20 protein-coding genes and 1 pseudogene are annotated in these 23,513 nt (G+C 38.2%); 16 read left to right on the top strand and 5 right to left on the bottom strand.

What is annotated here, in order from left to right:
* Positions 1 to 666 precede the first annotated feature (666 nt).
* The 3 genes from OW492_RS14960 to OW492_RS14950 all read left to right on the top strand — a co-directional run bounded on the left by OW492_RS14960 (position 667) and on the right by OW492_RS14950 (position 4,153).
* Positions 667 to 1,083 (top strand): pilin, encoded by a 417-nt coding sequence (locus tag OW492_RS14960; RefSeq protein WP_290041139.1) that lies wholly within the window; start codon positions 667 to 669, stop codon positions 1,081 to 1,083.
* 6 nt (positions 1,084 to 1,089) lie between these two features.
* On the top strand, positions 1,090 to 2,775 hold the full coding sequence (gene pilB, locus OW492_RS14955) for a type IV-A pilus assembly ATPase PilB (protein ID WP_290041137.1): 1,686 nt from the start codon (positions 1,090 to 1,092) through the stop codon (positions 2,773 to 2,775).
* 151 nt (positions 2,776 to 2,926) lie between these two features.
* The gene (locus OW492_RS14950; protein WP_290041136.1) at positions 2,927 to 4,153 is read left to right on the top strand and encodes a type II secretion system F family protein; all 1,227 of its coding nucleotides are present in this window, start codon (positions 2,927 to 2,929) and stop codon (positions 4,151 to 4,153) included.
* A 534-nt stretch (positions 4,154 to 4,687) separates the two neighbouring features.
* Here OW492_RS14950 and OW492_RS14945 read toward each other — a convergent pair.
* Positions 4,688 to 5,602 carry a LysR family transcriptional regulator gene (locus OW492_RS14945; RefSeq protein ID WP_290041135.1) on the bottom strand — a complete coding sequence of 305 codons (915 nt, stop codon included), beginning with the start codon at positions 5,600 to 5,602 and terminating at the stop codon, positions 4,688 to 4,690.
* 301 nt (positions 5,603 to 5,903) lie between these two features.
* On the opposite strand from OW492_RS14945, the gene OW492_RS14940 reads away from it, so the two are divergent.
* The 4 genes from OW492_RS14940 to OW492_RS14925 all read left to right on the top strand — a co-directional run bounded on the left by OW492_RS14940 (position 5,904) and on the right by OW492_RS14925 (position 9,719).
* Positions 5,904 to 6,887: a DctP family TRAP transporter solute-binding subunit gene (locus OW492_RS14940; protein ID WP_290041134.1), complete on the top strand. Its 984-nt coding sequence runs from the start codon at positions 5,904 to 5,906 to the stop codon at positions 6,885 to 6,887.
* 85 nt (positions 6,888 to 6,972) lie between these two features.
* Positions 6,973 to 7,473 (top strand): TRAP transporter small permease, encoded by a 501-nt coding sequence (locus tag OW492_RS14935; protein WP_290041132.1) that lies wholly within the window; start codon positions 6,973 to 6,975, stop codon positions 7,471 to 7,473.
* A 57-nt stretch (positions 7,474 to 7,530) separates the two neighbouring features.
* Positions 7,531 to 8,805, top strand: coding sequence for a TRAP transporter large permease (locus tag OW492_RS14930; RefSeq protein ID WP_290041131.1), 1,275 nt, complete (start codon positions 7,531 to 7,533; stop codon positions 8,803 to 8,805).
* A 77-nt stretch (positions 8,806 to 8,882) separates the two neighbouring features.
* Positions 8,883 to 9,719, top strand: coding sequence for an aspartate dehydrogenase (locus OW492_RS14925; RefSeq protein WP_290041130.1), 837 nt, complete (start codon positions 8,883 to 8,885; stop codon positions 9,717 to 9,719).
* Positions 9,720 to 9,780: 61 nt separating this feature from the next.
* Here OW492_RS14925 and OW492_RS14920 read toward each other — a convergent pair whose 3' ends face one another.
* Complete coding sequence (locus OW492_RS14920) at positions 9,781 to 10,071, bottom strand: putative quinol monooxygenase (protein WP_290041128.1); 291 nt, start codon at positions 10,069 to 10,071, stop codon at positions 9,781 to 9,783.
* A 148-nt stretch (positions 10,072 to 10,219) separates the two neighbouring features.
* Positions 10,220 to 11,131 carry an aromatic amino acid DMT transporter YddG gene (yddG, locus tag OW492_RS14915; RefSeq protein ID WP_290041127.1) on the bottom strand — a complete coding sequence of 304 codons (912 nt, stop codon included), beginning with the start codon at positions 11,129 to 11,131 and terminating at the stop codon, positions 10,220 to 10,222.
* A gap of 202 nt (positions 11,132 to 11,333) precedes the next feature.
* On the opposite strand from yddG, the gene OW492_RS14910 reads away from it, so the two are divergent.
* Together OW492_RS14910 and chrA are read left to right on the top strand one after the other, a co-directional pair.
* Complete coding sequence (locus OW492_RS14910; protein WP_290041126.1) at positions 11,334 to 12,347, top strand: hypothetical protein; 1,014 nt, start codon at positions 11,334 to 11,336, stop codon at positions 12,345 to 12,347.
* Positions 12,348 to 12,725: 378 nt separating this feature from the next.
* Entirely contained in the window at positions 12,726 to 13,898 is a 1,173-nt protein-coding gene (gene chrA / locus OW492_RS14905) for a chromate efflux transporter (protein WP_290041125.1), read from the top strand.
* A gap of 92 nt (positions 13,899 to 13,990) precedes the next feature.
* On the opposite strand, the gene OW492_RS14900 is transcribed toward chrA, so the two are convergent.
* On the bottom strand, positions 13,991 to 15,583 hold the full coding sequence (locus OW492_RS14900; protein ID WP_290041124.1) for an ABC-F family ATPase: 1,593 nt from the start codon (positions 15,581 to 15,583) through the stop codon (positions 13,991 to 13,993).
* A gap of 178 nt (positions 15,584 to 15,761) precedes the next feature.
* On the opposite strand from OW492_RS14900, the gene OW492_RS14895 reads away from it, so the two are divergent.
* The 7 genes and pseudogenes from OW492_RS14895 to OW492_RS14865 all read left to right on the top strand — a co-directional run bounded on the left by OW492_RS14895 (position 15,762) and on the right by OW492_RS14865 (position 22,214).
* Positions 15,762 to 17,024, top strand: a complete 1,263-nt coding sequence (locus OW492_RS14895) for a DEAD/DEAH box helicase (RefSeq protein WP_290041123.1) — start codon at positions 15,762 to 15,764, stop codon at positions 17,022 to 17,024.
* A 232-nt stretch (positions 17,025 to 17,256) separates the two neighbouring features.
* Complete coding sequence (locus OW492_RS14890) at positions 17,257 to 17,826, top strand: DNA-3-methyladenine glycosylase I (RefSeq protein ID WP_290041122.1); 570 nt, start codon at positions 17,257 to 17,259, stop codon at positions 17,824 to 17,826.
* Positions 17,827 to 18,104: 278 nt separating this feature from the next.
* Positions 18,105 to 18,653: pseudogene (locus OW492_RS14885) on the top strand (ECF-type riboflavin transporter substrate-binding protein).
* Positions 18,654 to 18,659: 6 nt separating this feature from the next.
* Positions 18,660 to 20,360, top strand: a complete 1,701-nt coding sequence (locus tag OW492_RS14880) for an ABC transporter ATP-binding protein (protein ID WP_290041120.1) — start codon at positions 18,660 to 18,662, stop codon at positions 20,358 to 20,360.
* Positions 20,357 to 21,196, top strand: coding sequence for an energy-coupling factor transporter transmembrane component T (locus OW492_RS14875; RefSeq protein WP_290041118.1), 840 nt, complete (start codon positions 20,357 to 20,359; stop codon positions 21,194 to 21,196). Before OW492_RS14880 ends, OW492_RS14875 begins: the two co-directional genes overlap by 4 nt.
* Before the next feature lie 47 nt (positions 21,197 to 21,243).
* Positions 21,244 to 21,720: an NYN domain-containing protein gene (locus OW492_RS14870; protein WP_290041116.1), complete on the top strand. Its 477-nt coding sequence runs from the start codon at positions 21,244 to 21,246 to the stop codon at positions 21,718 to 21,720.
* 128 nt (positions 21,721 to 21,848) lie between these two features.
* Complete coding sequence (locus tag OW492_RS14865; RefSeq protein WP_290041114.1) at positions 21,849 to 22,214, top strand: NirD/YgiW/YdeI family stress tolerance protein; 366 nt, start codon at positions 21,849 to 21,851, stop codon at positions 22,212 to 22,214.
* 194 nt (positions 22,215 to 22,408) lie between these two features.
* Here OW492_RS14865 and OW492_RS14860 read toward each other — a convergent pair whose 3' ends face one another.
* Positions 22,409 to 23,449: a TRAP transporter substrate-binding protein gene (locus OW492_RS14860; protein ID WP_290041112.1), complete on the bottom strand. Its 1,041-nt coding sequence runs from the start codon at positions 23,447 to 23,449 to the stop codon at positions 22,409 to 22,411.
* Positions 23,450 to 23,513: the final 64 nt, after the last annotated feature.

Raw genomic sequence — 23,513 nt, 5'->3', positions numbered from 1 at the left:
CTAGTAATATACTAAAAAATCAGCTATACCTAATTAGGAATGTGTGGCTGATTTTATTTTTTCATAAAAGGGTCATCATTTCGCTATAAATTAGATTTTCTTCATTCTATTTGTGAATTGTTTATTCTGTATACAACCTAATAATGAGAGCTAGGTTAATATATAAGATAAAAGCTAACTAATTTAGGCTGTTATCAATGTTCAGCCATAATTAAACTTTACTTGTCTATTAATTATTTGGTATAAATAATCGGCAAATAGTGGGGAAGGGTACTACTTGCTCAATTGTTATAAACATTAACTCGTTGATAATGGCTTTTGACAATAAAATTAGAATAGTAATGCATAACTTTTTTGTATAACTTCGTATTATGTGACCTTTAAACTGGTTTTTCTGAAATTAAAAACTATTTTAAATGAAGTCATCATAAAATGGCGGTACAATTATTCTTTTGTGGGCAATGTAAATTGTAGCAAAGGGATGTTGCAAAATTACTTTAATAGTTACTTGTAGTTACTTTATATAGTAAATTAACAGGATTATTTTTGGTTACTTTTGAATCATTTTTATTAATGATTGTTGGGTGGTTAAAGGTATAAGTTAAAAATCAATTATTGTTTGGTATCACACTTAAACAATACTAAACAAAGCTTAAGGATATAAAAATGAAAAAAATACAACAGGGTTTTACATTAATTGAATTATTAATCGTTATCGCGATTATCGGTATTCTTGCAGCAGTGGCGCTACCTGCTTATCAGGATTACGTGGTTAAATCAGAAATTGCTGGTGGTTTAGCTGAAATTTCTGCCGGCAAAGCAGGTTACACTATCGAACGTAGTGAAGGTACTGACGCTGCTAGTTTTGCTGACGCAACCGCTATTGGTTTACAAACTTCAAGTGCAATTTGTACTTCAATCGAAATTGGTGATGGTGTTACCAGTGGTGATGGGATTGAATGTACATTTTCTAACTCTAATGTAGGCGGTTCTATTGAGTTAGAATATGACAATGGCCAATTTACTTGTAAGGCTAACAGTATGACTGCTGATTCAGCTTTGCTACCTAAAGGTTGTGAATAACTTTTAATGGTTAGTAATCAGATTAGCGGCTTGGCTTCTAGCCTAGCCGCTCGTGGTTTGCTTGACCTCAGTAAACTGCCTCAAATTACTGCTTCCGCAGCTTCTGAACAGAAAGCCTTAACCACTTATTTAGTTGAAAATAACTATATCGATAGTGTGGCGTTAGCTGAGTTCTGTGAAGAGGAATATGGTATTCCTCTATTAGACAGTGAGTCTTTAAATCTAGAAGAGATTCCAGATAAATTTATTCACCCTAAACTAATAGAGAAACATCATGCCTTGCCTGTGTATGTGCAACAAAAAACCTTGTACATTGCCATGGCTGATCCTACTAATGTCTCTGCATTAGAAGACTTTGGTTTTAGTTTTGGTATGCATACTGAAGCGCTATTAATCGAAGAAACTAAACTTTCTGAAGCAATCGATGCCATTTTGGATGATGGGACTAGCTCCCTTGAAGAGATGGGTAACATTGACGATATTGAAGTTGATGATTCTGAGTCTCGCTTAGATGAAGCGCAAGCCGTTGATGATGATGCGCCTATCGTAAAGTATATCAATGGTGTGTTATTGGATGCCGTACGCAAAGGTGCGTCAGATTTACATTTTGAACCCTACGAGAAAAAGTATCGTATTCGTTTTCGTGTTGATGGTATTTTACATGAATTTGCCTCTCCTCCGGTTAACCTTGCCAATCGCTTTTCAGCGCGCTTAAAAGTTATGTCTAAATTAGATATAGCAGAACGTCGCTTGCCGCAAGATGGTCGTATTAAACTTAAAATATCCAATAAACGTAATATCGATTTACGTGTCAGTACGCTACCTACTATGTGGGGCGAAAAGATCGTAATGCGTATATTAGACTCTTCTGCTGCAAATCTTGACATCGATAAATTGGGTTATACCGATGAACAAAAAGCCAAGTACTTAAATGCGTTAGCTAAACCACAGGGCATGATATTAATTACCGGACCTACAGGGAGTGGTAAAACCGTTTCTTTGTATACGGGTTTGAATATACTTAATACCGTTGAGCGAAATATTTCTACTGCGGAAGATCCTGTGGAGATAAACTTAACCGGTATTAATCAAGTTCAGATTAACAATAAAGCGGGTTTAAGTTTTGCTTCTGCGTTGCGCTCTTTCCTACGTCAAGATCCTGATATTGTCATGGTCGGTGAGATTCGTGATTTAGAAACCGCTGAAATTGGCATTAAAGCGGCACAAACCGGTCACTTAGTCTTATCTACTTTACACACAAACTCAGCTGCTGAAACTTTAACGCGTTTATTAAATATGGGCGTACCGGCTTTTAATATTGCTTCTTCAGTGTCGCTCATTATCGCGCAGCGACTAGGTCGACGTTTATGTAATGAATGTAAAGCACCGCTAGATATTTCAGACTCAGAATTATTGCATATCGGTTTTACCCAAGAGCAATTAGCTGAAAAGCATAACCTTTATCAGCCTGTCGGCTGTTCTAAATGTACTGACGGTTACAAAGGCCGTGTCGGTATTTATGAAGTAATGGAGATGTCTGATCAATTAGGCCATATTATTTTAAATGATGGTAATGCCATGCAAATTGCAGATATCGCAGAAAAAGAGGGCATGTATACTCTGAGGCAATCTGCTATTAAACAAGCATTAAATGGTATCACCAGCCTTAATGAGGTCACTCGTATTACCTAAAAGGTCAGGAAATACCAGTTATTTTTTGTAAGTTAAAGCACAGGTAAACCACTAATAAAGCAGAAAAAAGTATAGTAAAAAAACATAAAAAATGAGAAACAGTATAAGCTGTGTTCCACTATATTAAGATAACTTCATTAAGAGAGTCCTCATGGCCAATAACAACACTGTAATAGAGCTAAATACCTTCACTTGGAACGGTATTAATAGGAAAGGATCTAAAGTTTCAGGTGAGTTGCAGGGCGCTAGTCAAAATGAGGTAAAGGTAGAATTACGCAAACAAGGGGTTAGCGTTACCCGTATCAAAAAGAAACCTAAACCGCTTTTATCCTTTGGCGATAAAGTGACACCCATGGATATTGCCATTGTTTCTCGTCAAATCGCTACCATGTTAAATGCCGGTGTACCCTTAGTGCAAAGCTTGGAGTTAATTGCTAAAAGTAATGAAAAATCATCTCTTCGTAAGTTAATGACCTCGATAGGTAATGAAGTAGCCACTGGTACACCCTTATCTCAAACCTTACGTTCATACCCTAGACACTTCGATGATTTGTATTGTGATTTAGTTGAAGCGGGTGAACAGTCGGGCTCCTTAGATACCATTTATGACCGAATTGCGACTTATAAAGAGAAGTCCGAAGCCTTAAAATCAAAAATTAAAAAAGCGATGTTTTATCCTGCTGCAGTTTTAATTGTTGCCTTTGTCGTCACCATGCTACTGCTGTTGTTTGTTATTCCACAGTTCCAAGATATCTTTTCAGGGTTTGGCGCGGAGTTACCTGCTTTTACTCTATTTGTATTAGGTATTTCAGATATTGTACAAAATTATTGGTACATGATATTCGGCGCTATTATTCTTGCTGTATTTTTATTTAAAAGAGCGCATCGAGGTAGTGAGAAAGTCCGTAATAATACCGATAAATTTGTCTTAAAAATTCCTATTATTAGTACTATTCTAGATAAAGCGGCCGTAGCGCGTTTTGCGCGTACTTTATCGACCACTTCTGCTGCAGGTATTCCGCTAGTCGATGCTTTATTATCAGCCGCGGGTGCCTCTGGTAACTATGTTTACCGAAGCGCTGTGCATGCTATGCGCACTGAAGTAATGGCGGGTATGCAAATCAACGTAGCAATGAAAACCACTGATGCTTTTCCAGATATGGTGTCACAAATGGTGATGATCGGTGAAGAATCGGGTGATTTAGATGGTATGTTAGCAAAAGTAGCTGATATCTATGAGCAGCAAGTTGATGATGCTGTAGATGGTTTAACCAGTCTATTAGAGCCTATGATTATGGTGGTATTAGGTGTTGTTGTTGGTGGTTTGATTGTAGCCATGTACTTACCTATATTTGAACTTGGTAGTGTTATTGGTTAATCATTGCTATTTGATTAAATAACTCATTCAAATGAATAATAAAAGCGAACTTAACCGTTCGCTTTATTGATCTTGTAGGGAAATTCTTCTCTTAATTTAGACTATTACGCAATAGTTAGAGCGACTAAATTTAGTTTCTCTATGAAAGTTACATAGCATCTTTTTAGTGGCGCTAGCTTCAGCCTGCTTGTTTTGGGGTATTACTGTTTTTTTGCTGCAGTCTATTTGTCTTAGTATTTTGCTATTGTTGTTTTCAATATCTATAACAGCATGCGATGACTCTTATACACTGCGCTCTGAATACCAAGCTTTGCTTGATAGGTGTCGCGACTTACTAGTGATGTTCGTTATTTTTATTATTACGTTATTTATCAAGCTTACGAAACATGTTTTCACTTTGGGGCGCTGGGTTTAGCCTGCATGTTTTGGGGTATTACTGTTTTTTGCTTTAGCCTGCTTGTTTGGTGTTATTATTATTGTGTTCTTATTTCAGCCTGCTTCTTTTGATTTTTTCTACTTTACTTCACCCACAAGTTAATTCAAACAATGAAATATATGCTTATCTGCTTGGCATGAATTCAGGATAAAGTCCCAGGTGAGTTTGAGATCTTTGAACTGATGGAGGTCTTTACTGGTTGATATCCATAGTTCTCTAGAGAGTACTAGCTCCGGTAATACTTGCGTTAATTGAGTTTCACCATAGGCAACAAAGTGTGGAAGGATGCCTAGCCCTAGGCCTGATTTAATGGCTTGGCTTTGCGTGCCTATGGTTGTTGATTTATAGATAAAACTTGCAGTGGTTGAAACCTCTTTTTGATACTTTAGTTGCTTGGTAAAAACTTGTTCTTCAATGTAGCCAATAAAAGGGTGATGTTTAAAGTCCGACTTACTTTTGATAGCTGGGTGGTTAGCCGTGTAGTGCTTGCTCGCAAATACGCCTAAGGTGTAATCAGTTAATTTTTTCTGAATGATATTAGCGCCATTTTGTGGGCCAACAGTTATGCTGATATCTACTTTGCCACTGGTAATAAAAGTATTACTGGCTAGCGAAATAAGCTCTACATCTATCTCTTGTTCTTGTAACCAAATGGGTAATCGACTCGCTAAATAATAGTTACTAAAACCTTCAGTAACACCTATACGAATGGTGGATCGCGATTTTAATTCGTTTCGGTATTTTTCATTTGCTAACAGTAGAGTACTTTCACACTTTTCAGCATAGGGGAGCAAGTTTTCGCCGGCTTTGGTGAGGTGGAAGCCAAGATTATTTTGGTAGAAGAGTTTGGTGCTGATAGATTTTTCTAATTGCTCAATTCTGTTGGCAATGGTCACATGAGAACAGCCAATCTTTTGTGCTGCTGACGAAAGTCTGCCATAGCGTTTTAGAGCAATAAAATACTTTAAGTCATTCCAATTTATCGACAATAGATCCGGGCTATCATTACTCATTGGTGCTCCTTATGTAATGAGATTAATATGCAATAGAGGCTAATTGATGTACTTGTTATCCTTTGATACTGCTTATTTTATTACTCATTTATCCACTAAATTAATAACAGATTGTCTATTTTTAAAGCAAAAATTTAGCCTTGATTGTAAATATTTTAACACCTACTGTAAATAAAGCTCTATTGTTTTTAAAGGACTAAGGGGCTAATTTGAAACCATCAAAAGACAAACACAAAGAGAGTGTTAGTTTTTTCTTCGCAAGATTAACTGGACTTAAACTGAAGAACGATAGGGAAATATGATGAAAAAATCTATAATAGCAGCACTGACACTATTCATGAGTACGTCAACTTTGGCGGCTGAATTTAATTTTACCTTCGCTCATGTACTAAGTGACCAAACTCCTAATGGCCAAGCAGTACGTGCATTTGCTAAAGAAGTGAATGAAAAGTCTGACGGTCGCATCAACGTGATGGTTTTACCAGCAGGACAACTAGGTGGTGATGTTGAAATCATCGAGCAGTTACAAATGAACATGGTACAAATCGCTATCCCACCTACGGCTACTCTAGGTAACTTTGAACCACGTGTGCAAATTCTAGATCTGCCTTTTTTATTACCTTCTAAAGAAGTGATGAAAAAAGTATTAGATGGTCCAACAGGACGCAAAATTCTAGATACCTTAGATGGTCACGGTATGCATGCAATAAACTTTTGGGGCGCTGGCTTCCGCCACATGACCAATAATGTACGTCCTATTAATAGTCCTGATGATTTAAAAGGGCTTAAGATGCGTACTATGCAATCTCCAATCCTATTAAGTACTTACCGTAACTTTGATGCTAATCCAACGGCGATGGCTTATTCTGAAGTGTATAACGGGTTACAACAAAGTGTTATCGAAGGGCAAGAAAATCCAATTGCCAATATCACCAGTAAGCGTTTTTACGAAGTACAAAAATACATGACGTTAACTGCTAATGCTTACCACGGTTATGCCGCTATTATGAATGATAAAGCTTGGGCATCTTTACCTGATGATCTAAAAGTAGTGATGACCAATGCATTTAACTACGGTAGAGACGTTTCACGTGATCTAACAGATAAGTTAGAGGCCGATGCTTTAGACAACATTAAAAAACATACTGAAGTGACAGAGTTAAGCCCTGAGCAAATCCAAGTCTTTGTTAAAGCGAGTTTACCTGTGCATGAAGAGTTCCGTGAAACGATCACTTCTGATCTATTAGATGATGTTTACGCTGATATTAATGAGCTGAAAGAGTAAGCACGGTAAGTATCGACGTTTGAGCTAATAGCGTTCAAACGTTTTATTCAGCGCGAAAATATTAATCAAGTATAGGGAGGAAGATATGTTTGAGCTAATCAGTAAGTACTTAGATAAAATAGAAGGCTTTTTTATCGCCAGCATACTCGCAGTGGCTTCACTATTAACCTTCACACAAGTGTTTTTTCGTTACGCACTAAATGATTCTATTTTTTGGGCTGAGGAAGCGGTTTTATATTTGATTATATCAATGAGCTTTCTTTCCACCAGTTTGGGAGTTCGAAAGGGCACACACATTACCTTAGATCTATTAAAGTCATGTTTACCGCCATTTCTTATTCCTTTTTTTATTGTGTTCTCCTCCGTAATAGGCATAGCCTTTGCTGTTGCGCTGTTTTATTACGGTGGAAACCTTTTTCTTAATACCCTTGAGCGTGGACAACTTTCACCTGCATTAAGGATTCCGGTGGCATCAATTTATGCCTTTATTCCGGCTACTGCATTACTGCAAGTATTCCGTTACGCGCAGATCATTCATTCAGTTGTTACCAAACAGCCAATAAAAATTGAGTCTCCTCAACAGTAAGTTTTAGATAGTGATAAACCACCATCTAACTCCTTTTTATACAGTAAGGTTTTTCACATGATAATGTTTTTGTTAATTATTTTCTTCATTCTGTTACTGCTGGGGTTACCTATTTATGGCTCACTTGCGTTCTCTGTTGTGGGAGCAATGGAAGTAACAAATACAATGGATCCTACGATCGTACCGATGCGCATGTTCTCCGGTATGAATAACTTTTCGTTAATGGCTATTCCATTTTTTATTTTAGCCGCCGAATTAATGCGCGTGGGCGGGTTATCTGCTCGATTAATTAAACTAGCGCAAGTATTGATTGGTTGGGCGCCTGGTGGCTTAGCGTCTGCTGCCGTACTGTCCTGTTTATTCTTTGGCTCTATTTCAGGGTCAAGTCCAGCAACTGTGGTTGCCATTGGTAGCATCATGTTTCCTGCGTTAGTAGCGGCAGGGTACAGCAAACGATTTTCTATTGGTTTATTAACCACAGCTGGTACCTTAGGACCGATTGTACCGCCAAGTATTGCCTTGATTATTTATGGCTCAGTGACCTCAACCAGTGTTGGGCAGTTGTTTGCAGCGGGTATTTTACCTGCGCTGTTATTAGGTGGGTTAATCATTGCTTATTGCATGATTTACTCAAAAATTAAAAAGTATCCTAATGCGCCTTTCCCAACCTTTAAAGAGGTCGTTGAAGCTTTTAAAGGTTCAGCTTGGGGGCTAGGTTTACCGACTATTTTATTGGGTGGTATTTATAGTGGTGTATTTACCGCCACTGAATCTGCTGCAGTAGCCTGTGCATACGGTTTGTTTGTTGGCATGTTCATTTATAAACAAGTGAATGCCAAAGCGCTATGGGAAATCTTACAAACAACGGGGTTAACCTCGGGCTCTTTATTGTTAATTACTGCTGGTGCTTCTGCGTTCTCATGGTTATTAACTATGACAGGATCTGCCTCTCTTTTAGCGAATTCAGTGCTGTCATTAAGTGATTCCTCTGTGGTGATCACCGCCTTGTTAAACGTGATCATGTTGATTGCTGGTTTCTTCTTAGACAGTGTCTCGGCGATTATTGTATTAGCACCATTGATGTTGCCGATTGCTACAGATGCAGGGATCGATCCCGTTCACTTTGGCATCATTAACTTGGTTAACTATTCCGTGGGAATGATCACGCCGCCTGTGGGCTTAAACCTTTTTGTTGCCGTGGCAATTTCAAAAATGAACCTATTAGAGATCTTCAGAGGGTGTATTCCATTCTTAACCATCATGATTATCGGGCTAGTGATTATCACTTATGTACCTTGGTTAAGTTTGGCAATACCTAGCCTCTTATATTAGGCCATCGTAAAAGTGAATTAAAAAGCAGGCTAACTATTAACTATGTCGTTGCTATATATATTTAACAAAGGGTTACAATGAAACATATACGAAAATTAAAAGTAGGCATCATTGGTTTAGGTGCGATAGGTCGAGAAGTGGCTAATCGTATCGAAAGTGGCAAGGTTGGCGAAGCGCAGCTTGTATCTTTACTGTGTAGAGATAAAAATAAAAACCTTTTATTAAGTGCAGATCAATCGGAACATTTTAAATCAATTATTACTGATGATATTGATGAGTTTTTTGCTGCACAGCCAGACATTGTGATAGAAGCCGCTGGGCAGCCTACTTTAAAGCATTATGGTGAAATGGTATTAGCAAAAGGGATTGACCTATTAGTGTCTAGCATTGGTTTGTTCACTGATGATCGAGCTTTAACTCAATTTATTGAGACAGCGGACCGATCTGGCGCGAAGATCTTACTTTCCACTGGAGCGTTACCTGCAGTTGATTGGATGTCAGCTGCCTCATTATCTGAAGTGAATAATATTTCAATTACTCAAACAAAACCGGTGACCTCATGGAAGAACACACCTGCTGAAGAGTTTATTGATCTCAACTCATTACAAGATCCTACTTGTTTCTTTGAAGGGACGGCTCGTGAATCGGCTAATCTTTTTCCTAAAAGCAGTAATATAAGTGCGATGCTTGCTCTGGCAACCATAGGGTTAGATCAGACAAAGGTGAAGCTCGTTGCAGATCCAACAAGTGAAATCATGAATACCTATATCGACTTTGACAGTACTGTGGGTAAGCTGCAAGTAAATTGGCAAGGTGTCCCATCTATAACTAATCCAAGTACTAGTGCCGATGTGCCTTTAGCAATTGTTAAATGTATTAGAAACTTATCATCGTCGATCAATTACGGCGCGTAGTAAACGTCCAGTAGCATTGTGAGTAACTCTACTCATTCTGCTACTGGGGTTATAAATGCTTTTAACTGATATCAGTCATTTCATTCAAGCTAACACTTTCTATGCAGCCTGCTGTTGCTGCTTTATAGCTCTTGAGGTTTTGATGGTTCATATGAGCTTGCCATGCTTCTCTTGATTCCCAAGTTTCAAAGAATAGGAAGTGTGTTGCATCGTCATTATCTTGATGCAGTGTGTAATTGATACAGCCTTGCTCAGTGCGTGTTGCTGCGGTCAATTTTAGTAGTGCAGTTGTTACTCGTTCTAGTTTATCTTTTTTAACAATAATATTGGCAGCAATAGTAAGTTGAGTCATTGGTGTTTCCTTTATCATTATTCATCAGCGAGTTATTGTTTAAATATTTATATTAAACGACTAAAAGCTTGATGAACATTAATGTCATTTTTAATGTTCATAAATGATAAGTAAAAGCGAACATCCATTTTTAATAAAGTGAATACTCTTAACTAGTTTGATTACCTTCTGGTTTTGATCTGGTTACTAAAAAGCAGATCAGAGACCCTAAGGTTACTAGCGCGACACCTTGCCAAAACGATCCTGTTAAAGATAACGATAAATAAACAGAAGCGAATAGCGTAGAGAACACAGGCGTAAAGTAGGAAAGCGTGCCTAATAATATAATGTTACCGCCTATCACTGCTTGATTCCATAATGCATAGCCAGTACCAATACTGATCCCTGCAATCACTAAGATTAAAGTAGAAGGCAGCGTGAAATGTATGCTTGGTTCATGGCTGAAAAAGTACTTTACCCATAGTGTGATTGCGGTGGCGGCAAAGAATAATACAATGGCATTTTTACCATTGCTGATTTTTTTAGTGATCACACAATAGATAGCCCAAATAAATGCAGCTGAAAAAGCCATTAAATAAGTGATTGGATTATCTGAAATATTGGTAACCAATGTATTGATTGAAATGTCTTGATCACCAGCAATACACCATCCTACACCTGCGAACGCAATAAGAATGCTCGGATATACTAAAATATTCACTTTCTTAGGGCTAATTAACACACTCAATAATATTGTTAGTGCCGGCCATAGGTAGTTAATAATGGACATTTCCATGGCTTGATGTCGATCGTTTGCCATCCCCAAGGATAATGCTAAGCAGATTTCATAGGTAACAAATAAACCACCGCCAATGAGTAAATAACGCATAGGGTAATCTTTAATCTTAGGAACACCCATCACACACATTAAAAATAGAGCACTGATACTATACATCATCGCTGCCCCTGCAATTGGGCTAAATAACTCAGATAAATCTCTGATTAATGCCGCAACAGAGCTCCAAAGCAAAATGGCAAAAACGCCATAAAATGTATATCTATTTTTATTAATAAAGGACATAAACACCATGTTTATCATTATATTAAAATCGGATCCTCATTATGGATATTAATCATGTGGATGCAATAGATTAACTTAATTATTCAATGCTATTTTAGGTTATTCTATCCTAACTTATCCTATTAATAGACTAGGTAGAGGTTATGCCTGTGTATGGGAAAGAGCGAGTTGTTTTATGGTTAACTGTTAAGGTGAGTATTGAATGTTAGATGCGATTTGTATTTTATCTAAAGGCCATCAGCCGACTAAGCATTATCAGACTGCGGAAGGTGAAGCTAAAGCGCAAACGATTTTTTCTATTTTTGAATTCAAATTACTGCCAACTGAACAAATTGAGCAATATCGACACGCTTTGTACTGTCCTGAATGCTTACAAGTTGCGTATTTTAGACGCGCCTCTAAAGATGGTAAACAGGCTTGCTTTGGCTCTCGTTATCATCTTGCAGGGTGTTCAGAACTAAATACTCATAGTCGAGATAAAAACATAGTCAGCGAGAGTAAGCTCCTGCAATCAGAACATGTGCTGGTGGAGTCAAAGGGTAATCAATTGCCTCAAGTTGTTGTAGCCCCTGATGCCGATTCTGTTGCATCGTTAGACAAATCAAAAAAGCTAAAACTAAGTGAGCAAGGATTCACGATCGACTTCACTGCGAAGCGTATTATAAAAAGTAAGCCTTTATTAGCTGATATCAAAAAAATAGAGAGTTCAACAGCGAATAAATCAAACAACACTGATCGTGAACATTCAGTACTTAAACAAAGTGAGCAAACAGATAAACCAGTAACACAAACGCTAAGCGCGTTACTAAAAAGTCTATTCAAGAAAAGCTCTTTAGCAACCTCTGATGTTTGGGTACATACCAGTGAAAAACATCGTTGGCGAGCTAAAAACTTATTTGTGCATTTTCGTGATGCTGAACAGCTAGAAAAAGTGGCTCCTAGAATGTATTGGGGAAACATTAGTCATAGCGATAGCCAGTTGTTGTGGTTAAATGTCGCTGATAACAAACAGCTCTCTATTCCTATTAGTCATTTCAAAGAGGAATTGTTATCGCGATATGAGATCACGCAGGCCGAAGATTTAAAAGGAGCAAAAATAATTCTTTTTGCTAAATGCCTTAATAATAAACAGAAAAGTCGACAGTTTTTAACGCTTTGGGATAATGACCTACAGTATTTACACCTCGTTTTGACGAAACCTAACACAGTGAGTTGAATAAATTGCTTTGCTGTAAAAGTAGAGCAAATAACGCTTTAAAAAGTGATAAAGTGAAAATAACTCCCCATATCTCTGCTAACCTCCTTTGACAGTCTTTTCTTTAATTTATGTATTAAATATTGCACTTGTCATTTTTCTGTCATCTAACTGATGTAATTTCGATTTGTTTAAATGCCGCAGTTGCCGTCAAAATCAATTTGGTATTTATTTTTTGAGTTCAAGTCATGCGAATCACTGGTTATTTTAAGCTAAATGTTAAAAGCTGACCTTCAGTTTACAAATGATGCAAATTGATTGGGTTGGTCTTATATCAGTTAGGTGACTTGCATAATTGCTATTAATGCATAGATAAAATTGACAATGGAAGCGTCGACAATGTGGAACATATTTAAAACTTTCTTACTCTTAGGTTGTTATAGTTTTGGCGGCCCAGCCGCTCATATCGCTTATTTTAGGGAGACATTTGTTCAACGTTTAGCTTGGTTAAGCGAGCGTCAATATGCTGAGTTTGTTGCCCTAAGTCAGTTTTTACCGGGTCCAGGTTCAAGCCAAGTTGGTTTTGCTATCGGTTACCACAGAGCAGGATTAAAGGGCGCAATATGTGCCTTTCTAGGGTTTACCTTACCGTCTATTATGTTAGTGAGCATATTAGCCATCAGTGCAGGATACTTAATTGACAATAGTATATTTCATTCAGTGATCCATGGACTGAAGTTACTTGCGGTTGTGGTTGTTTTAGATGCCGTTCTGATGATGTATAAACAATTTTGTAAAGATAAAGCGCATATATTGCTTTGTTTACTAAGCGCTTGCGCTTTACTGGTTATGCCAAGTGTTATTACTCAATTACTGGTATTACTGCTTGCTGCGTTAACCGGTGTGGTTTTATTTAAAATGAAAGAACAGGAGTTTACCGATAAAAAAACACATTGTTTGATTCTTAATCCTCTACGCTCATTACATTACCGCCCGTTATCATTGTTTATTCTGTTACTGTGCATCATCCCATTCTTAGCCAGTTTTACACCTTTATTCTCAGTCTTTTCAGACTTTTTCCAAGCGGGTAGTTTAGTGTTTGGTGGGGGGCATGTTGTTCTCCCTTTATTACAAAATATCGTTGCTGAACAGTTAACGTCGGATCAATTCTTAACGGGGTACGCCATTGCCCAAGCGGTGCCAGGGCCAATGTTTACCTTTGCGACTTATATTGGCTACTTTATGTTGCCTGAAATGCCGTTACTAGGGGCGTTAGTGGCGACACTTGGGGTATTTTTACCGGGCTTCTTATTACTATTAGCTTGTTTAAAAAATTGGCAACGCCTTGCAAAAATTCCTTGCATTAATGCTGCTATCAGTGGGGTTAATGCTGCAGTTGTTGGTTTGTTGATTAGTGCGCTATATCAACCTGTGTTTATAAGTGCGGTCTTTGATGGCTTAGATATGGCGATCATTCTAGTTGGCGTTTACCTACATAAAAGTCTTAAGTTTCCGATTGTATACCTAGTACTTTTATTCGCCATGATAGGTTTGGTGTTAGGCTATATTTAAACATAAAAAAATCCGATACTTATAAAAGCATCGGATTTTTAGATTTAATTAAACTTAATGGCTAAATGAATAGCAAAAGTTAATCATTAAAGTTACTCACCAACACCTTGGCTTTTTAGGTACTCTTCGTAAGTACCGTGGAAATCAACCACTTCATTTTCTTTGATTTCGATAATACGTGTTGCTAATGAAGATACAAACTCACGGTCATGACTGACAAATAATAGAGTGCCTTCATAGTTTTCTAAGGCTAAGTTTAATGATTCAATCGATTCCATATCCAAGTGATTGGTTGGTTCATCCATTAGCAAGATATTTGGTTTATTCATCATTAACTTACCAAACAGCATACGACCTTGCTCACCACCAGAGATGATTTTAACTGATTTAGTGATGTCATTTGCACCAAATAGTAAACGACCTAATGTACCACGTACGACTTGCTCATCATCGCCTTCTTGCATCCATTGACCCATCCAGTCCATTAGATTTTGGTCTTTTTCAAAATCAGATGAGTGGTCCTGTGCGTAGTAACCTAATTGTGCATTTTCAGACCATTTGTATTCACCTGAAGATAACTCAATTTCACCCATTAAAGTACGTAATAGGGTTGTTTTACCCACACCATTTTGGCCAATGATAGCAACGCGTTCACCTACTTCGATCATTAGGTTTAAGTCTTTAAATAAGGTGTTGTCGAAGCTCTTCGTCATCGCAACGGTTTCTAATGCGTTACGGAACAGTTTCTTCTCTTGTTTAAAGACAATGTAAGGGTTAACACGGCTAGATGCTTTAACTTCATCTAACTGGATTTTATCCATTTGCTTAGCACGAGATGTAGCTTGTTTTGCTTTTGATGCATTTGCAGAGAAACGGCTTACGAATTCTTGTAATTCAGATAGTTGTGCTTTCTTCTTCGCATTTTCAGATAATAGACGTTCACGTGCTTGTGTAGCGGCAGTCATGTACTCATCGTAGTTACCTGGGTATAAACGTAATTCACCGTAATCGATATCAGCCATGTGTGTACATACTGAGTTTAAGAAGTGACGGTCATGCGAGATAATTACCATAGTACATTGACGTGCATTTAATTCAGTTTCTAACCAGCGGATAGTATCGATATCCAAGTTATTGGTTGGCTCATCAAGAAGCATGATATCTGGATTTGAGAAAAGTACTTGTGCTAGTAACACACGTAGTTTCCAACCAGGTGCAACTTCAGACATTGGGCCGTAATGTTGCTCTAATGGAATACCAACGCTTAATAGGATTTCCCCAGCGCGTGAATCGGCTGTGTACCCATCCATTTCTGCAAACTCAGTTTCTAAATCAGCGACCTTCATCCCATCTTCTTCACTCATTTCAGGTAAAGAGTAAATGCGGTTACGCTCATTCATTACTTCCCACATCTCTTTGTGGCCCATCAATACTGTATCCAGTACTGTGTACTCTTCAAAGGCAAACTGGTCCTGATGTAGCTTAGCAATACGTTCATTAGGATCTTTGGTTACGTTACCAGCACTTGGCTCTAGATCACCGGTTAAGATCTTCATAAAGGTCGATTTACCACAACCATTTGCACCGATTAAACCATAGCGGTTTCCGGTACCAAATTTGACTGAAATATTTTCAAAAAGTGGTTTTGCACCAAATTGCATGGTGATGTTATTTGTACTTAACACGGCTTATTCCTAAATAGTTTGAGTATTGCTTTTTTAAAGAGGAGTATTATACATATACCGTGAGGTTAATCACCTTTCAATTGTATGAATTTTATGCATTGGTTTCGATAGCGTGTAAAGCTTGCTTAAGGTAAGCTACGCACCTTAAGGCATATGCCGTATTTTAATGAGATGTTATATGAGTTTTGATTCACTAGGTTTACCCGTATCGTTAGTAGAAGCTGTTAAAGCGCAAGGTTATGAAAAGCCGTCACCTATTCAAGAACAAGCGATCCCAGCTGTGATTGCAGGCAAAGATGTTATGGCTGCAGCACAAACAGGTACTGGTAAAACGGCGGGCTTCACCTTGCCATTATTGGCAAAGTTGGAAAAAGGACCGCGTGCTAAACCGAATCAAGTTCGTGCACTTATTTTAACGCCAACGCGCGAATTAGCCGCACAAGTTCAAGCAAGCGTACAAAAATACGGGCAAAACATGCCATTACGCAGCATGGTCGTTTATGGTGGTGTTAAAATTAACCCTCAAATGCAAAACCTGCGCAGTGGGGTGGATATTCTAGTAGCAACGCCAGGGCGTTTGTTAGATCTTTACCAACAAAATGCCGTACGTTTTCAACAGTTAGAAGTATTAGTGCTTGATGAAGCTGACCGTATGTTGGATATGGGCTTTATTCACGACATTAAAAAAATCTTGAAAGTGCTGCCACCTAAACGTCAAAATCTGCTGTTTTCAGCAACTTTTTCAGATGATATTCGAGCCTTAGCAAAAGGCTTAGTGAATAATCCTGTGGAAATTTCAGTCACGCCACGTAACACCACGGTAGAAAAAATCGAACAGGTGTTATATGAAGTGGATAAAACCAAGAAAACAGCACTATTAAGCCAGTTAATTTTAGATAATAAATGGCAACAAGTCTTAGTGTTTGTTAAAACTAAACATGGGGCAAATCGCTTAGTTAAAAACCTAGAAGCGCGTGGTATTCGCAGTGCTGCTATTCATGGTAATAAGAGCCAAGGCGCACGTACTAAAGCATTAGCGCAATTTAAAGAAAGCCAAATTAAAGTCTTAGTTGCAACTGATATTGCAGCGCGTGGTATTGATATCGACCAATTACCGAACGTAGTGAACTTTGACTTACCTCATGTCAGTGAAGATTATGTTCACCGTATCGGTCGTACTGGCCGAGCTGGTAATGAAGGCCTTGCTGTTTCGCTAGTCTGTCAGGAAGAGTTTAAACTATTAAAAGATATCGAACGCTTTATTAAAAAGGTAGTGCCACGCCGTATTCAACCGGGATTTGAACCGGGTGAGCCATTACAGCCTTCAGTATTAGATACACGCGAAAAGAAAATTAAGAAACCTAAAGTGGCTAAGCCAGCTAATCGTGCTGGTGGTAATAAAAAACCACGTGGTGTGCGTAACAATTTTGTAGGTAGTTAAGTTAACTTTTGCTGTATGTGAAAGTAACAATTACTTTCACAATAACAAAGCCTTTATTATTTAGTCTATTTAGATTGATGATAAAGGCTTTTTTGATCGTGCTATTTGAGCGTAGACCAGCCCAAACCAATTGTAATTTGCAGATCACTTTTAAGAATCAACTAGCTAAACTTCTTCCTTTTCATTACTGTATATAGATAAAATCAACCCTCTCAACAGGTCACCATTACCAATGAACGACATCAAAAAATGCCAGTGGGCTTTAAAAACTAAACTTGAAGAGGCTTACCATGATACGGAATGGGGCGTACCTGTTTATGACGATCAAAAACTGTTTGAAGCACTGTCTTTAGAGCTTTGTCAGTCGGGGTTAAGTTGGCATACCATCTTAAATAAACGCGAAGGTTATCGTGCTGCCTTTAATCAGTTTGATCTTAAAAGTGTGGCGGCATTTGATGATGCAAAAGTTGAAGAACTATTGTTGGATGCAGGCATCGTTCGACATCGTGCAAAAATATCTGCGATCATAAATAACGCACAATGTATTTTGAATGTGCAAAAGGAATTCGGCAGTTTTTCTGATTACATTTGGCAATTTACCGATCACAAAACCCTTGTTGGTCATTGGCCAACAAAGGAAGAAGTGCCTGCATCAACTGAGTTATCGACGCTAATCAGTAAAGACATGAAGAAAAAAGGCTTTAAGTTTTTAGGGCCAACCACTACCTACGCTTTTATGCAGTCTGTTGGGTTGCTTAATGACCATACTACGGACTGTTTTCGCTTTAATGTATACGAATAAATTAAAAAAGCTCAGTTAACGATAACCCTGATTTGTTACTTATCCTAATCAAATAGGCATTGAATGTAGATTATTCTCATCTTAAATGAGTGGCTTTCTATTGCGACACCTCTTTGAAGTTACTCTGTTTAAATTGTACTAAGGCAAGTAGATTTGAATTCTCGTTCTTTGCCATTCAGATCCTGCTTTTTTATTGCTAGACATCTAGACTCTCAGACTTCTTATTGCTTTTTAATACCCGTATAATCAGCGCCACTAACTTAATTAATGAGGTCTACATGAAACTGTCCACTAAAACCGTTGTTGTAATTGCTATTGGTGCTGCTCTTTATGGCATTGGTGGTTTACCTATGTTTGGTATTCCAGTGTTTGCTAATACCACTTTAAAACCTGCAATGGCGATCCTTGCGTTATTTTCCGTTTTATTTGGGCCTCTTGTTGGCTTTTTAGTAGGCTTCATAGGTCATTGGGTGACTGATTTATTCGCAGGATAGGGCGTTTGGTTTACCTGGGTATTAGGATCTGGGATTGTTGGTTTAGTGATTGGTTTGTTCCCTAGATTAACTCATCGACGTATTCAGTCTGGTGTATTTGAGATCAAAGATTTTGTGCTATTTGTTGTACTTGCCTTAATTGGTAATGTAGTTGGATATGGTTGCTCTGCGCTATTAGACACTATTTTATATGCCGAACCTTTCAGTAAAGTCTTTACGCAATTAACTATTATCGCTTCTGGTAACACTGTCTTAATCGCTGTGGTGGGCTACTTTATTTTGAAATCGGTTGCCAAACGTAACCAACAAAGTAGCAACTTGAGCGAAGGATAGTTAGGTATGCAGATTGAGTTTTCGAATTTCTCTTTTCAATATAAAGCCTTAGATAAACCAACGCTTAAAAATATTAATCTGAAAATAGAGAAGGGCGAAAAAATTGTCATTATCGGTGCGAGTGGCAGCGGTAAGTCGACCATTGGGCGTTGCCTCAATGGTCTTATTCCACATGCAATAAAAGGCCAGTGTTCAGGGCAACTTAAAATTGCAGGAAAAGAGACAAGTCATTTTGAGATGCACCATTATACGGAGCATGTTGGCACAGTATTGCAAGATACTGATAGCCAATTTGTTGGGTTAACAGTCGGTGAAGATATTGCTTTTGCATTAGAAAATCAATGTACTGCAACGGCTGATATGTATCCTATTGTTAAATCTACAGCACAAATGGTGGACTTAGGTGCTTTGCTAAACGCTTCTCCACAGGACTTGTCTGGTGGGCAAAAACAGCGAGTGTCATTAGCTGGTATTTTAGTCGATGACGTTGATATCTTACTTTTTGATGAGCCATTAGCAGCCTTAGACCCTAAAACCAGTAAAAAGACTATTGAGATCATTGATCAATTACATCGGGATGCTGGTAAAACGATTATTATCATCGAGCACCGTTTAGAGGATGTGTTGCATCGAAATGTTGATCGAATCATTCTAATGGATCATGGTGAAATAGTTGCAGATATGTCACCCGATGTACTGTTATCCAGTTCATTATTAACTACCCATGGTATACGTGAACCGCTTTATTTATCAGCATTGAAATCAGCAAACTGCACGATTGAAGCTGAGAACAAGCCCGCGAATCTTGATACTTTATCTTTAGCACAATACAAAAATAATCTTCTCGAGTGGTTTCATGTCACTGATTTACAAGCAGAACAATCTAAGCAAACACCTCTATTAACCTTATCAGGGTTAACCTATTCCTATCATGGGGAGGTGAATGCGGTTGATAATGTTAGTTTCTCCATTAATAAAGGTGAGTTTGTTTCGATTCTTGGTAAAAATGGCTCTGGAAAATCAACCTTAACTAAATTGGTAATGGGCGTCGTTGAGCCGGATTCAGGTAAGATAATACTAAATGGTAAAGACCTTTCGAAATTAAGCATTTTTGAGCGTAGCCAAGCGGTTGGTGTGGTGATGCAAAACCCGAATCATATGATCTCGCATCATATGATATTTGACGAAATTGCCTTTGGTTTACGTAACCGTGGTGTTGATGAGCAGCTTATAGAACAGAAAGTGTTGCAATTATTGGCGCTTTGCGGTTTGAAAAAATATCGTCACTGGCCAATTGATGCCCTTAGTTATGGACAGAAAAAGCGCGTCACTATTGCCTCTATTCTTGTTTTAGAGCCAGAGTTACTTATTTTAGATGAGCCTACCGCTGGGCAAGACTACCGGAGTTATACGGCGATGTTGAGTTTCATTAAAGAGCTTAATACTCGTCTCGGTATTACAGTGGTGATTATTTCTCACGATATGCACCTAGTATTGGAATATACAACGCGATCTATTGTGTTATCTGACAGTCATTTGATTGCCGATGCGCCAATGACAGAGGTGTTTAGCCAACCTGAGTTATTAGCTAAAGCTAACCTAACAACAACCAGCCTATATCAATTAGCAGTCAATTTAGACATTGAGAATACCAGTGCGTTTATGCAGTGTTTTATTCAAACAGAACAAGCGAGAAACAGTGCATGAAAGCAGAAAAAATGGCCTTTGGAATAAGTTATGTTGAGACTGGTTCTGTACTCCATCGCTTAAATGGTATTACAAAGTTTGTACTTTTTATGGCGTGGGTGACCGTAGTACTCACTACCTTTGATTTACGCCTTATCATTGTATTAGTGGGTGTGGGCTTATGGTTGCTGAAGATGACCAAGGTGCCAGTAAAGGTGTACCGTACCTTGTTGATTGCGACTGCCAGTGTGTTGTCATTAAATGCGTTGTTTATGTTTTTATTAGCGCCGCAACAGGGGACTGCGTATATGGGAACTGAGACGGTTTTATTACCTCTTGGTTTTTATTCTGTTACTCAGGAAACCTTGTTTTATTTGGTGACGGTAACCTTAAAATATTTCAGTATGTTTCCGATTGCTTTAGTGTTTGTATTTACCACGCATCCGACAGAATTTTCTGCTAGTTTGAATCGTTTAGGTATACCTTATAAAGTTGCTTACGCGGTGAGTTTGACGCTACGTTATTTACCTGAAATTAAGAAAGATTACATTAATATCATGCATGCGCAGCAAGCGCGTGGTGTTGAGTTATCTAAGAAAGCCTCTCTTTTTTCTCGTTTAAAAAATCTAACAAGCATTCTAGGCCCATTAATTTTTACCAGTTTGGATAGAACGGAAGAGATATCCAATGCGATGACGTTACGTGGTTTTGGGCGACATAAATCACGTACTTGGTATAGCTTAAAGCCATTAATGAGAAAGGATTGGATCTGTTTATCTACTATTTTAGTGTGTGTATCACTAGCGATTGTTAAGCGTGTGTGTGAAGCGCAGCTATTTTGGTACCCGTTTAATTAATATTCATATCAGCAAACGCTAACCATCAAAGTACAAGGTCATTATTAATGAAAAAGATTGCTATTTTTGCTGATGTTCAAAACATCTATTACACCACTCGCCAAGCGTACGGAAAGCAATTTAACTATCGAAAACTATGGCAACAAATTAGCGCGCAAGGTGAAATTATTTGTGCTTACGCTTATGCCATTGAACGTGGAGATAATCAGCAACAAAAATTCCAAGAGATGCTAAGGCATGTGGGTTTTGATGTACGTTTAAAACCCTTTATTCAACGAAGTGATGGCACTGCAAAAGGGGATTGGGATGTAGGGATTACTATTGATGTAATGGAGTCAGCCGCTGAAGTTGATACGGTTATTTTACTTACAGGAGACGGTGATTTTGCTATTTTGTTAGATAAAGTTAACAGTAAGTTTGGTGTCACTACTGAAGCCTATGGTGTCCCTAAGTTGTCAGCTAAAGCTTTAATTGATGCTTGTACTCAGTTTCATCCTATCGACGCTGATTTATTAATGGGTTAACTTTGCCTGTTAAAGTTAGTGTGAACGAATTACCACTTGTTTAGTCGTAAATAATGAGAGCGCTGAGTATTTACATTTTGTAGTTGTAAATACTAACGCTGTGTTATTTTTACTAAATGAGGAACGCTATGATTAATTCTAAGTTTATGCTTAAAGGTTTAATGTCAGCACTATTCGCCAGCCTATTTTCCATGAGTGCATTTGCAGCATTCGTTGGTCCAGGTGCTACATCCATCCAAACCATTACAGCTAAAGAGGCGCTTGAGTTAGCCGATGATAGTAAAGTGGCTTTACAAGGCTCATTAGTGAAGCAAACGGCTGAAGAACATTACCTATTTAAAGACCAAAGTGGCGTAGTTATGGTAGAAATTGAAGATGAAGACTTTCGCCATATTACAGTAACGCCTGAAGATAAAATTCGCATTATTGGGGAAGTTGATAAAGAGTGGACGGAAAGCAAAGTAGACGTTGAGCATATAGAGATCATTAAATAATCTGTACATCAACATCAACATCAACATCAACATCAACATCAATATCAACAAAAATGCCGCATTAGACGCGGCATTTTAGTTTTTATATATCGTATTTTCGCTACTGACTTTTAGTGCCAATCATATTAATGAAAGTGGCCATTTTAAAGTCAAGATCAGCATTGAGTCTAGCTGCTACTCTTAGGCTTTTATGTTTAACTATAACGATAAGGTCTTCCTGCTTTTTCCATATCTGCGTTGTATTGTTTGAATATCTCAACAATTTTCGCTTTTGTTGGTGATTCTTTTGCAATTTCATCCCAGAAATCACGCGCATCAGATTCAACTTGTGCCCATTCTTCATCAGGAATAGTCGTTAACTTCATGTCTGGACCGTTAACACGTAATTGCGCTTCTCCACCCCAATACCACCATTGGCGGTAGTAATGTGATGTTTCCATACACAAGGCTAGCAATTCTTTAAGGTGTTCAGGTAGTTCGTTATAACGATCCATATTAGCAAAGAAGTGTCCAATCCATGCACCAGAAATATTATTGGTTAGGAAGTAATCCGTAACTTTAGACCAACCTACGGTGTAATCTTCAGTAATACCAGACCATGCGATACCATCTAGCTCACCTGTTTGCAGTGCAACCTCTACATCCTCCCATGGAATAGATACTGGTACGACGCCGTATTTTGACATAAAACGACCAGCAGTAGGGAATGTAAATACTCTCAATCCTTTCAAATCCGCTAAGCTATTAATGGGCTTTTTAGTGGCAAAATGACAAGGATCCCATGCACCAGCAGAGATATGTTTAATGCCAAATTTTGCGTACTCTTCTTTCCAGATTTTATCTAGGCCATACTGGTTAAATAATACAGGTACATCGAGTGAATAACGGCTACCAAAAGGAAAGTAACCACCAAATGTGGTGACTTCAGTTGGAGAGGCCATAGAGTCATCATCAGACTGAACGGCATCAATAATTCCTTTTTGTAATGCGCGGAATAATTCACCAGTCGGTACCAGTTGATCCGCAAAATAAAGTTCAATTTGCATCTCTTCACCAGCAATACGGTTAAATGCCTCTATTGCAGGCTTAACAACGTGTTCTGCAAGAGCAGGACCTGCATAAGTTTGCATACGCCATTTTATTTTAGGTGAAGCAGCAAAGGTTTTTGCTGGTGCTAATACAGTACCTGCTGTTAGTGCTGCTGCACTTGTTAAAAACTTACGTCTTGAATTCATAAAATTTCTCCTGTTAATTAATTGGTAACGGACTTTTTTTCATCCGAAGTAAATAATGAGCTAA

It is taken from the genome of Psychromonas sp. 14N.309.X.WAT.B.A12 (assembly GCF_030397575.1).
GTDB lineage: Bacteria > Pseudomonadota > Gammaproteobacteria > Enterobacterales > Psychromonadaceae > Psychromonas.
Note: the sequence above shows the minus strand (reverse complement) of the source record. Positions and strands in the feature narration are given on the sequence as shown.